At 50.4% G+C, this 11,986-nt stretch carries 12 protein-coding genes; 6 read left to right on the forward strand and 6 right to left on the reverse strand.

Going from position 1 to position 11,986, the window contains the following annotated elements; all coding sequences use genetic code 11:
- Positions 1-71: 71 nt before the first annotated feature.
- A complete protein-coding gene (locus tag ACN4EG_RS13840) occupies positions 72-491 on the reverse strand; it encodes a tetratricopeptide repeat protein (protein ID WP_431630228.1) in 420 nt (139 codons plus the stop codon).
- Between the two features lie 236 nt (positions 492-727).
- Positions 728-1,081, reverse strand: coding sequence for a HesB/IscA family protein (locus ACN4EG_RS13845; RefSeq protein ID WP_431630230.1), 354 nt, complete (start codon positions 1,079-1,081; stop codon positions 728-730).
- A 487-nt stretch (positions 1,082-1,568) separates the two neighbouring features.
- Here ACN4EG_RS13845 and ACN4EG_RS13850 point away from each other — a divergent pair, with 487 nt between their 5' ends.
- Together ACN4EG_RS13850 and ACN4EG_RS13855 are read left to right on the forward strand one after the other, a co-directional pair.
- The gene (locus ACN4EG_RS13850; protein ID WP_431630232.1) at positions 1,569-3,191 is read left to right on the forward strand and encodes a DUF6930 domain-containing protein; all 1,623 of its coding nucleotides are present in this window, start codon (positions 1,569-1,571) and stop codon (positions 3,189-3,191) included.
- 196 nt (positions 3,192-3,387) lie between these two features.
- On the forward strand, positions 3,388-4,584 hold the full coding sequence (locus ACN4EG_RS13855) for a Coenzyme F420 hydrogenase/dehydrogenase, beta subunit C-terminal domain (RefSeq protein ID WP_431630233.1): 1,197 nt from the start codon (positions 3,388-3,390) through the stop codon (positions 4,582-4,584).
- A 16-nt stretch (positions 4,585-4,600) separates the two neighbouring features.
- Here ACN4EG_RS13855 and ACN4EG_RS13860 read toward each other — a convergent pair whose 3' ends face one another.
- The 3 genes from ACN4EG_RS13860 to ACN4EG_RS13870 all read right to left on the reverse strand — a co-directional run bounded on the left by ACN4EG_RS13860 (position 4,601) and on the right by ACN4EG_RS13870 (position 6,633).
- Positions 4,601-5,176 (reverse strand): Uma2 family endonuclease, encoded by a 576-nt coding sequence (locus ACN4EG_RS13860; protein WP_431630235.1) that lies wholly within the window; start codon positions 5,174-5,176, stop codon positions 4,601-4,603.
- 174 nt (positions 5,177-5,350) lie between these two features.
- Positions 5,351-6,028 carry a Uma2 family endonuclease gene (locus tag ACN4EG_RS13865; RefSeq protein WP_431630236.1) on the reverse strand — a complete coding sequence of 226 codons (678 nt, stop codon included), beginning with the start codon at positions 6,026-6,028 and terminating at the stop codon, positions 5,351-5,353.
- Between the two features lie 38 nt (positions 6,029-6,066).
- Complete coding sequence (locus ACN4EG_RS13870) at positions 6,067-6,633, reverse strand: NADAR family protein (RefSeq protein WP_431630237.1); 567 nt, start codon at positions 6,631-6,633, stop codon at positions 6,067-6,069.
- A 781-nt stretch (positions 6,634-7,414) separates the two neighbouring features.
- On the opposite strand from ACN4EG_RS13870, the gene ACN4EG_RS13875 reads away from it, so the two are divergent.
- The 4 genes from ACN4EG_RS13875 (at position 7,415) to ACN4EG_RS13890 (ending at position 11,000) form a co-directional block, all read left to right on the forward strand.
- Entirely contained in the window at positions 7,415-9,385 is a 1,971-nt protein-coding gene (locus ACN4EG_RS13875) for a PAS domain-containing protein (protein ID WP_431630240.1), read from the forward strand.
- A 105-nt stretch (positions 9,386-9,490) separates the two neighbouring features.
- Positions 9,491-9,622, forward strand: a complete 132-nt coding sequence (locus tag ACN4EG_RS13880; protein ID WP_431630242.1) for a hypothetical protein — start codon at positions 9,491-9,493, stop codon at positions 9,620-9,622.
- Positions 9,607-9,996, forward strand: coding sequence for a RidA family protein (locus ACN4EG_RS13885; protein ID WP_431630243.1), 390 nt, complete (start codon positions 9,607-9,609; stop codon positions 9,994-9,996). The genes ACN4EG_RS13880 and ACN4EG_RS13885 overlap by 16 nt, the downstream gene beginning before the upstream one ends.
- A 116-nt stretch (positions 9,997-10,112) precedes the next feature.
- A complete protein-coding gene (locus tag ACN4EG_RS13890) occupies positions 10,113-11,000 on the forward strand; it encodes a nuclear transport factor 2 family protein (protein WP_431630245.1) in 888 nt (295 codons plus the stop codon).
- Here the strand turns inward: ACN4EG_RS13890 and ACN4EG_RS13895 are convergent.
- Positions 10,962-11,741, reverse strand: coding sequence for an MOSC domain-containing protein (locus ACN4EG_RS13895; RefSeq protein WP_431630246.1), 780 nt, complete (start codon positions 11,739-11,741; stop codon positions 10,962-10,964). The genes ACN4EG_RS13890 and ACN4EG_RS13895 overlap by 39 nt on opposite strands.
- Positions 11,742-11,986: the final 245 nt, after the last annotated feature.

The raw sequence follows: 11,986 nt of genomic DNA on the forward strand, positions 1-11,986 counted from the left end.
CCTAGAATAGGCATTCCAAGACATCGTTATTCGTCAAACCGATAGCTCTAGTTGTGAGAACATCTCCAGCTTTATTCCATCAGCCATTGCTTGACACGTTCCATGCTTTTCCAATCCGGCTTGCGAGTGAGGCCATCTTCAATATTGTGCATGACTTCATCCTGCAACTCTGAAACTGCCATACAAATTTGCTGGGCAATTTCCACGTGGGGCCGCACACCAGCTTTCTTAGTCTCCAGCATCGCCAAAGCCAAATTGATCCGGGCTTGGGGATCCTGGGGATTGAGCTTCACAGCTTTTTGGGCAGTGGTGAGGGCGGCAGCCGGCTTATCCGCTAACAGGTATAGCCAGGATAGACAAGTCCAAGCCGCACTCGTCTTTTTGGAGCGATCGCAGACTTCTTGAAACACGGGAATTAGGGTTTCCACAGGTTCGCCTGCTTTATATCGTTCCAGGCCACTATCGAACAGTTCTTCAACGGTTTGAGTCATAAATTCAGCTCAGTTCAACCCTCTTTAATTCAACCCTCTGGGCGCGATGACCACAATCACCATGGTTCCCCATCCAATCCAGTTCCCCAGGCAATCCAATGGTCAACCTGTAGATATTAGCTTGGGACGGGATCGGGGATCAACGGGATCTTGGCACGATCGCCCCCCTGCGGATTTCAGTCAATTCGCAGGACAAGGGCTACCGGCTGAACTTGGCTCGGACGGTCACCAACGCCCTAGGCCGAGAATGACTTGCCACAGCCACAGGTTTGATTCGCATTGGGATTCGTGAACTGGAAGCCACCGCCAATCAGGGCATTGCTGTAATCCAGTACAAGGCCATAGAGATAGAGCAAGCTTTTTGGATCGCAGACCACTTTAAAGCCCTCGTAGTCATAGACCTCATCATCAGGCCGAATATTTTGACTGTCTTCAAAATCCATCGTGTAGGACATCCCTGAGCAACCGCCCCCTCGCACGCCCACTCGTAGGCAAAGATCCTTCCCCTGCTGATCTCGCAACATTTTGACTTGATTGAGGGCAGTTTCCGTCATCTGAATGCCCTTCTGGGATTGTGTCACTTGTGTCATGGACTATTCCACTCCCTATCGCTGGCTCTCACAGGTTTGTATCACAAAATTACATTTTGATGCATTACATCCTGATGCATTACATCTTGGTGCATTACATCTTAATGAATGCAAGGTTTTAATGCCTTGCTAGCATTCTATCGTAGGCGTTTGGCCGATCGTCCATCATCTCTTTGCATTCTCTGGCTTGAGATCTGGAAAATTGAATGATTTCTGGCAATTCCAGCGATTTAAGCGCCTATGAATTGTTCAGATCTGTTATGAAATCTTTCTATTCTCGGGATGGCATGCACCAGTGGAGAAGGCAAGAAGTAAGATATAGTCTACTGTCTGACTTCTCGATGATGACTTCTGAGAGGAGTCCTGTTGAGTGACAGTTGCATCGACAGTTCATTGGATTGAACTGATTAGATTGATTGAACTGATTAGATTGATGGGTCAATCGATCGCTTTTCGCCGCAGTTTTACCCCTGGGATTCGTGACTCTATGACTGCTTTGAACAATGCTACTCAACGCCGTCTGCTCAGTTTGCCGCAGATTCCCAGCGTTTGGGAAGGCGATCGTCGTCCGCTGGGGGCGGCAGGAAGTCGCTTATTATCTTCGGACAATGCTGCCATGGGCAGTAGCCATGCTGAAGGGGATTGTGTACTGTGGGTAGATGGATCCCAAGGGATTGTACGCGCCATGGATATGGTTCCGCCAACGGCAGGCCCTGAAACGGTTGTAAGGACGCTGTTGCGGGCGATCGAATATCCCCACAGTCCTGCCCAGTCCGCACGGCCTCAAAAAATTGTGGTGCGCGATCGGGAAATGCAATTCTATCTCCGGGGAATTTTGCAGGAACTCGACATTTCCTTGGAGTATGTTCCCGATCTGCCGCTAATCGATGAAATTTTCCAAAGTTTTCAAACAGCGATCGGCGGCAAGCCTCCCAACCTGCCGCCCCAGTTCACCGAGGACCTTCTGAACAAGGCCCAGCAACTCTGGGACGATGCTCCTTGGTCATTGCTAGCAGATCACCAAATTCTCGCGATCGAACTGAACCAATGGGATTTAGGCACCGTCTATGCCTCCATCATGGGGATGCTGGGTATGGAATTTGGTCTTTTGCTCTACCGATCGTTGGACTCCCTCCAACGCTTCCGGCAGCGGGTGCTGGATGATGACTCTATGGAACGGATGGAAGAAGCGTTCCTCAGTCAAGATTGCCTATTCCTCACCTATGAAGCCCAAAGAGAGCAAGATTTTCCCCCTTCAACTATGTTGCGGGTCTTTCCCCCCGTAGAAGACTACGAACCCGTCTTTGGGAGTTTGCATCCATTAGAAGGGTTACGATCGTCCCTGTATGAAGAAGAGGCCCAAGCTTTTGCGGTGGTGTTGGAAGCGCTGCATCGCTTTTTTAAGCAGCATCACAATAAATTGCAAGATGGGCAGTTCCCGGAACTCTCCAGTCGCTACAAAATTCCAGGGTTAGGCGAACCGGAGCAAACGATTGCTGTCAAGGTATCCACCTTGCCCGACCTCGCAGAAGAACTGTTTGCGATGGCAGAGGATGAACCTGACCTGCCCATGATTCGCGATGATTTAATTCCGGAAAATGCTTTTCTCAGTCTAGGGGTGATGCCTTGGGATACCCTAAAACTTGTGCGATCGCAGGTGAAGTATCATCAAACAGCGGAGATTGCTGAGGCTGGGGAAGGGTTACCCGTGGTGTTGGTGCAAACCTCCCAACCTAAGGCCAAGGCTTTGATTCAAGAACTCCAAACCTCCGGTGGCTTGCGGGGCATTGGTTTCAACCCCGGTGCGGACTCCATGATGGGGGAGAAGTACGACCTAGGGCTCTTCCAAGCAGAAGATGACACGTTGTTCCTGTTTGGAGAATTTGGGGGTGACGATCCTGTGCATGTCCAAGCTCGCAAAAAGTGGGATCAGCGCTGCAAGAAGACCAAGGGCTACTGTGGCCTGTTAATTGCTAAAGGTGTGACAGGTAGCAGCAAAGGTCAGCCTAAAATTACCGATATGATTGGCTTGTTTGAAGTGCATGCCCTTTCTGCCAGTGATCTAGGACTGGGTGTTTTGGAGCGGCAATTTGTAGCGGATTGGTTTTAATCCAGTTTTGTGTTAGGGATTTGCAAAGAAATAATATCCCCTCTTCATTTCCCTACCCTCCTACCCTTTTACTCTCCTACCCCTACCCAATTGGGATTTTATTTATGCGCTGCTTGGGAATGGAGTGAGGATAGGTTTTACGGTATTGTGAAACATGTATTGTGAATTTCACTGCTGTTTTTAGCCCTGTTTTCCCATGACCCTGGCGCAACCTCACAAAAAAGCAAAGGCTCTCAAACCCAATAGCCGTCGCCCTGCCAAGGATTTATGTAGTGAGTGTGGTCTCTGCGATACCTCCTATATTCACTATGTCAAAGAGGCTTGTGCCTTTCTGAACCAACAGTTCGATCGCTTGGAAACCTTGGTGCATGGGCGCAGTCGTAATTTGGAGTCCGATCGCGAGTTGTACTTTGGGGTGCATCAGGAGATGATGCAGGCGCGGAAAACAGAACCGATTCCTGGGGCACAGTGGACAGGCATTGTCAGCACGATCGCGATCGAAATGTTGACCCAGGGTAAAGTGGAAGGCGTGGTCTGTGTGCAAAGCTCAGCGGACGATCGCTTCACCCCCGTCCCCATCATTGCGAAAACACCTGAGGAAATCCTAGCTGCACGGGTGAATAAACCCACCCTCTCACCGAATTTAAACATTTTAGATTTGGTAGAACAATCAGGATTAAAACGCTTACTCGTCATTGGAGTGGGCTGCCAAATCCAGGCTCTGCGAGCGGTTCAGGATAAGATTGGCCTGGAAAAACTGTATGTCCTAGGCACTCCTTGTACCGATAACGTTAGTCGAGCTGGGTTACAGAAATTTTTGGAAACCACCAGCCGATCGCCGCAAACCGTGGTGTATTACGAATTCATGCAGGACTTCAATGTCCATTTCAAATACGAAGACGGCTCGACGGAGCTGGTTCCGTTCTTCGGATTAAATACAAAGGAGTTGAAAGATGTCTTTGCACCTTCCTGTTTAAGTTGTTTTGACTACACCAATGCCCTTGCAGATTTAGTCGTAGGCTATATGGGTGGGGAATTCGGTTGGCAATGGATTGTGGTTCGCAATGAAACAGGCCAGGAAATGCTGGATATGGTGCAAAACCACATTGAAACAAAACCTGTGATTTCGAAAGGCGATCGTAAAGCTGCCGTCCAGCAGGGCATTTCTGCCTATGACCAAGCGATGACATTGCCGATGTGGGTAGCCAAGCTAATGGGTGTGGTGATTGAAAAAGTGGGGCCAAAGGGCTTGGAATATGCACGGTTTTCGATCGACTCCCACTTCACCCGCAACTACCTATTTGTCAAACGGAACTATCCTAAAAAGCTGGAACAGCATGTCCCGGAATTTGCCCAGCGTATTGTCGCCCAGTACAAACTTCCGAAATCCTAAGTTTCGACGGCAACTGTTACTGGAAAATTTCAGCAACATTCGTGTTAAAACCTGGCAATAGGGGAGAGGTTAGGATATCGTTCGCTAAAAGTGTCGTCTCCAGTTGCAAAATTCCCTCGCGGTGGCGGTAGACCGCGATCGCTTGCTGTTGCCAGTCCGCAATCCAATATTCCTGTACACCATGGCGGGAGTAGAGTTTGAGTTTCAGTTCCCGATCGCGCTGCTGATTTTGTTCACCGGGGGAGAGAATTTCGATAATCAATTCCGGGGCGACGATGAGGTGTCCAGACTCGTCTAATCCGTTGGCTAAGCGATCGTGACTGATCCATACCACATCTGGAATCACAGCATCGGTCGGAGTAAAAATCACCCCTGGGACTTGATAGGGTTTTCCCAATTGGGTTTTACGCGACCAAGCTTCTAACTCAAAGTGAAAATTTCCGCTAGCACCTTGATGCCGGATGTGGGGAGCACGGGTCACGTAGAGTTCTCCATCAATGATTTCATGGCGTACCCAGCCACCGTCATCGGGCATGATGGTGAGGTCACGAGTTGTCCACTTGAGCGCGTTAGGAACCGTGTTGGAAACCATGATTGGGCACCAGGGTAGACCGCTGAGCAGGAATTGCAGAGCTTCACTTGATTGTAAGCGATCGCTTTCAGTGAGGCGACCAGCGCGAATTGGCTAAAGCAGGATGGAGTCATGCAACCATCGGCAGCAGGGGAATGAACAATTTTTGCAATCGACGGATGTTAGGCAACATGACTATTGGAAAATTTCAGCAACATTCGTGTTAAAACCTGGCAATAGCGGAGAGGTTAGGATATCGTTCGCTAAAAGTGTCGTCTCCAGTTGCAAAATTCCCTCGCGATGGCGGTAGACCGCGATCGCTTGCTGTTGCCAGTCCGCAATCCAATATTCCTGTACACCATGGCGGGAGTAGAGTTTGAGTTTCAGTTCCCGATCGCGTTGTTGGTTTTGTTCCCCAGGTGAGAGAATCTCGATGATTAGTTCCGGTGCAACGATAATATGTCCAGAATCGTCTAGTCCGTTGGTTAAACGCTCGTAACTGATCCACACGACATCCGGAATAACGGCATCAGTGGGAGTAAAAATCACGCCAGGAACTTGGAAAACACGGCCCATCCCTGTTGTGGCTGACCAAGTTCCTAGAATGATATTGAGTTGGCTAGCTACACCTTGATGCCGAATGTGGGGAGCACGGGTCACGTAGAGTTCTCCATCAATGATTTCATGGCGTACCCAGCCACCGTCATCGGGCATGATGGTGAGGTCACGAGTTGTCCACTTGAGCGCGTTAGGAACCGTGTTGGAAACCATGATTGGGCACCAGGGTAGACCGCTGAGCAGGAATTGCAGAGCTTCACTTGATTGTAAGCGATCGCTTTGAATGCGGCGATTGACATCAGAAGCCGTAATCATCCTTCGTGACTATCCCAACCGTGAGCCGTTGACGCCCTCTAGGATGCCCGCAGTTGCTCACGGACTTGCATGAGCGCGAACCCCAGCAGATTGAGTCCTGGCCATTTGGCGGGATAGGATGCATCGGGGGAATGACGATCGAGGCCAATGCCCCAAATGGCATCCACTGGACTTGCTTCCACCAGGATACGATCGCCGGTCTGGAGGAGGAACGCTTTTAAATCTGCATGCTGGCTGAATTTGTGATAATTACCTCGTATGACGATCTCGCTTCGATGTTGTTTCCAAAGTTCGTCGTTGAATCCTTTTGCTTGACGACCGAGGTCTTTGGCTTGCTTAGGATGGGTAGCAGCAATGATTAAGTTAGCGGTTTTTTGATCTCCAAATAGACGAGCTTTTTCTGCCATCATGTAATGCTCTGCCGTCACATAGTTAACATCATTGACAACAAACGGCGATTGCTCCCACCATTGGCTAAAGCAAGATTGAGTAATGCTGCCATCAGCGGCAGGATGGTGCCCCCAGAAAAAGAGATATTTGTAAGGATGACCTTGATCGATCGTAGTCTCGATCGCGGCAATCAGTTGTTCCTTCGTTGCAAACATAATGACATCCAGGAATGGCGGGTACAGATTATTCTTCAGGATAGCGCTTATACAACTCGTAGGCGTCCGTAGGCACTATCCGTAACGAGGGTCAGGTTCCATCGTCTCTGCCAAGCCAAACTGGGTCAGATCAAAGGTTGAGCAGGCAAGTTTAAACCGACATTTGACCGAGAAAGTGCTTAACCGGGGGGCTGCAGACAACGGTGATCGTGACGCTGAGCCGTCGCTCCTGCGTGAAGAGCCTAACGTTATGAGCGTATTTTTAGCGAAGCCAGAAAAGGTGAATTTGGGGGGCATAAAGCTGGAATTCTGAAGGTTTAGGTGTCATCGCGGCCAATAGGCATTGCGTCCAAAAGAACTCTATCGTAAAGTCAGGTTAGGCGTGAGTGACTTGTTAAAGATGATGAGAGTCTTCTCAATTATTGTGACAATCATGACCCTAATTTAAAATCCTGAGTTTAGCCTGTATAGTTTAGCTGCATCTCTGACTCCATTTCAGATTGGTCGCCACAGAATTGCTGCATATTTGCTACATATTTGCTACATATTTGCTACATGTTCGCACTACGTTCCGCTACGTTCCGCTACGTGTGGGTTCCGTTCTATGTTGGTTCTGCCGCATATGAATTTCGCTACGTGTGAGTTCCGCTACCTATAGGTTCGCTGCATAGCACTAAATTTCTATCACGAAAGTTGCTTAATTTCATCACCGTTGCCCCATCCTTGGTGATGTACTCTACCCTGACCCCGTGAACGACTCCACTAACCCTAGGGAAATGCCATGGCAGAACTGATCGAAATGCTCTTTTCATCGGGCTCTTTTATCCCCCATGGGCATTGTTATCTTTGGCAAACCAATCTGGTTGGGCTGCACGTTATATCGGATGCCATGATTGCCTTAGCCTATTATTCAATTCCGATCACGCTAATTTATTTTGTCCGAAAGCGAAAAGATCTCCCCTTTGATTGGATTTTTTTATTATTTGGTGCGTTTATTATTTCCTGCGGTACGACTCACTTGCTAGCAATTTGGACGCTTTGGCATCCCGCCTATTGGTTGTTAGGGATTCTCAAAGCAATGACTGCTTTGATTTCGTTGTATACCGCGATCGCTCTAGTGCAATTAATACCCCAAGCATTGTTGTTGCCGAGTCCCGCTCAGTTATCGGAGATAAATCAGCAACTTCAACAGCAAATTCACGATCGTCAGCAGGCGGAAGCCCAAGTACGCCAACTCAATCAAGCCCTGGAAGCGAAGGTGGCCCAACGGACAGCGGATTTGGAACAGTCCATGCACCAAGTGCGAGAATCGATGCAACGGGCAACGTTGGCTATGGATGCGGCCAAAATGGGCTCCTGGGATTGGGATTTAAGCACTCAAACCATTATTTGGAGTCCCTATCATGAACGCTTGTGGGGGTATGAGGCAGGGACGGCAGAGCGCAGTTATGAGGACTGGGCCAGGAGAGTGTATCCGGAGGACTTGGCTCGGGTGGAATCCGCGATCGAGCAGGCTCGGGTGGGAGAACGTGATTTTTCAGAAGAATATCGAGTGGTCTGGGACGATGGGTCGATGCATTGGGTCGCGGCCTTTGGTCGGTTTTATTTTGATGAACAGGATCAACCCTTTCAAATGATGGGGATGGTGCAGGATATTGATGAACGGAAGTGCACAGAAGCCGCATTTTTGGAGAGTGAGTCGCGGTTCCGCACCCTGGCTGATAACATTTCGCAATTGGCTTGGATGGCGGACTCTAACGGCTGGATATTTTGGTATAACCGCCGCTGGTTTGATTACACAGGCACCAACTTAGACCAAATGCAGGGGTGGGGCTGGCAGCAAGTGCACCATCCTGACCATATTGATCGGGTGGTGGAGCGCTATCGCCACTGCATTGTTGAAACGGGGCAAGTTTGGGAGGATACCTTTCCGCTGCGGGGCCAGGATGGAAGCTACCGTTGGTTTTTATCGCGGGCGATTCCAATTATGGACGAGGATGGCAAAATTCTGCGCTGGTTTGGCACCAATACCGATGTGACTGATCTCAAGAATGTGCAAGACACTTTGGAAGAACGCAACCATGAGTTAGATAGTTTTGTGCATGTGGTGTCCCACGATCTCAAAGCGCCGCTGCGGGCGATCGCGAATTTGTCGGAATGGATTGAAGACGACTTAGACGGAAAACTGGAAGAAGATACACAGCAACAAATGGCACTGTTACGCAGTCGTGTCTATCGCATGGAAGCGATGATTAGTGGATTGCTCAGCTATGCACGGGTGGGACGGGTAAATTTTGAACTCGAATCCGTTGCAGTTGCCGATCTGTTGCTAGAAGTGATGGACTCTCTAGCAGTTCCATCTACGTTTACCGTGAAGATTGCGCCAAATTTACCGACAATTTTGACGAAACGTTTACTCCTGTTCCAAGTGTTTGCCAACTTGATTGGTAATGCTGTGAAACACCACGATCGCTCCGATGGCCTGATTCAGGTTTCTGTCATTGATCGTCAGGAATTCTATGAGTTTGTGGTGGCAGATGATGGGCCGGGGATTGCACCGGAGGAGCAAGCCAGCATTTTTACTATTTTCCAGAGCAACAGTTCCCAGAAGAAAGATAGTACCGGAGTTGGTTTGGCGATCGTCAAGAAAATCATTGAATCGGAAACTGGAACCATTCGCGTGGAATCCCAAGTGGGCCAGGGCACGACCTTTTACTTAACTTGGCCTAAGCAACCCAGGGGGCAGGTGTGATGGAAGTTGAGGGTGGAGCTTCGGGAACAGCGTATACATCAAATCCTAAGGGGATGGGTGGATGGGTAGGTGGGTAGGTGGGTAGATGGGTAGGTGGGTAGGTGAATGAATCGGAGATATTGTTTCTTCACAGATCCTTTAGCAGGCCGAGTTGCATTCTGGTCAGCAAAGGCTGAGACCCTGCGGTACAATCTGACGATTGATGTGTTGGAAGAATGGTTATGTCACGATCGGTAATTCACACCCAAGCTGCTCCTGCGCCCGTTGGCCCCTATAACCAAGCGATCGTGGCTAGTGGACAAATGGTGTTTGTGGCGGGACAGATTGCCCTGGATGCTGCTACGGGAACGCTGGTCGGTGGTGATGATGTAACCGTGCAGACGGAAAAGGTGATGGCGAACCTGCAAGCGATCTTGGCGGCAGCGGGGGCGACCTTTGCGGATGTGGTGCGGACAACGGTTTTTTTGAAGGATATGAATGATTTTGCGGCGGTGAATGCTGTCTACGGCCAGTATTTTGACGAAGCAACGGCTCCGGCTCGGGCCTGTGTAGAGGTGGCGCGATTGCCGAAGGATGTCTTGGTGGAAATTGACTGTATTGCGGTGATTTAGGGAGATTTTAAGGGGATGTAGGGTGTAATGGCCACGATCGGGCGAGGGGCGTTGCGGTCATCGGTCTCGCCCTCGCCTATACTAGTCTCAGCCCTTCAAGCACGGAAAAACCCGGTATGCGTCGTTTGTGGACAAAATTTCTGCCTGTTCTGCCCGTTGCAGTGGTTGTAATTGGTTCGGGGGTGGGCGATCTCGCGATCGCGGCAACTCCGCAGGAACTGATGGGGCAACTGGATGCAGCCTCTACCCGTAAGGATGTCAAGGCAGTAATGCGGTTTTATAGCCCGAATTTTTCCAACTCCGATGGCTTAACTGCAAGTTCCTTAGAAAAGTCCTTAACGCAACTCTGGCAACAGTATCCCAACCTGACCTATCGCACAGAGGTGAAGTCGGCGACGCCAGTGGCCTCGGGGGTGCAGGTGGAAACGATGACCTATGTGACGGGGCAGCAGGAGCGCAATGGGCGGCAGTGGACGATCGAAAGTACGCTACGAACCAGGCAACAACTTCAGGGCGATCGGATTGTGCGGCAGGACATTCTGGCGGAACAGACGGTGCTGAAGCTAGGGGAAAAGCCGCCGACGGTGAAAGTGAACTTGCCAGAGTCGGTGCAGGTGGGGCAGAAGTTTAATTTTGAGGCGATCGTTCAGGAACCTGTGGGTGACGATTTTCTCATGGGGACGATCGTGAGTGAGACAGTGCAGCCGACGCTGTTCGCGAGCCAGAAAACAATGCAGATTGAGTTTCCCTCGATTGCAGAATTGTTGAGCGATCGGGAACTGAGCCGACCGGTGTCTACGCCGCCTACGGTGCAACGGCTGAAGCTGCAACGGCTCCGGGCAGGGGGATTTTTTAAACAAGGTCAGGCAGCCAAGATGCCGGAAACGCGCTGGATTTCGGCAGTACTGGCGCGCCATGATGCCGGAGTGACCATTACGACGCAGCGGTTGCGGGTGGTCAGTAAGTCAGAGGTGAACCGGACGGCAAGTTTGCCCAACTTGTAGAACTTTTCCGGTCTGCGATCGCGGGATTCGAGTATTCACCGCGAGGCGATAGAAGTGATTGAAGCGGCTGGCAGTGGCCCAAGGGGGTAGGGTTGCCTGCCGTTTTTGAATGAAGGTTTTTTGGAATTGGGGGAGGGGCGTGCCGGATTGGCTGTCGCGGGTGGGAACGATGCAGCGCTGGCAGGGGTTGATGCCGTGGAATTCGATGTCGCCGATCGTAAAGGGGCAAGGTTGGCTGGCTTCGCAGTAAAGCTGGTCTTCCCAGAAGGGCTGATCGGTGGCGAGTTCCAGGTTGGTGCGGAAGCGCGATCGCACCTCTGGTAGGGGCAGGTGGAACCAATCGGCGATCGTTTGCAGGGTGGTGGTGGCAATGATGGTGGGGCCGGGGGAGTCAGGATCGTCAGGAAATCCGGTTTCGAGGTTTTGTTCTAAGTGGACAGGTTCGTCAAAAAAGTCGCTAAGCCACTGATTGAGGGCGGGCTGATCGTCGTCGAAGTGGAAACTAGTGGTTTCCAGCGTTGGGGCGGCGAGGGTGACGCGGCGCTGGGAACTGTCGTAGGTGGCGCGGATTTGGTGGATTTTGGTGGTGCGTTTGCCGTTGATCCATTTGCCGTAACGATCGCTGATGACGAATTCCCGATCGCCGACTAGGGATCCGCCGGGTGCGATTTCTGCTGTGGTGACTTCAAGGCCGTCGAGGGATTTGATGGGAAAGATGAGGATGCGATCGAGGTGTGCCATAGGAAGCAGAGGCTGGGGTTAAAATGCTAGGCCAAGAAGAGCTTAATAAGAAAAGAGTTTAATTCAATTCTTCAAGCAAGTTTGGGAGCATATAAAGGAATGCCTTTATGTAACAATACTCCGGACAAAATTAAGCGGCGATGATGCCGTGTTCACAGAGGGTTGAGTAGTTGGGATGTGATTTAATCGAAGTCGGGTCAAGCTCTAACTTGTGAATAAATTGATTGAGAAGGTATTCATTGAAG

Origin of the sequence: Alkalinema pantanalense CENA528 (genome assembly GCF_050753345.1) — a bacterium.
GTDB lineage: Bacteria > Cyanobacteriota > Cyanobacteriia > Leptolyngbyales > Leptolyngbyaceae > Alkalinema > Alkalinema pantanalense.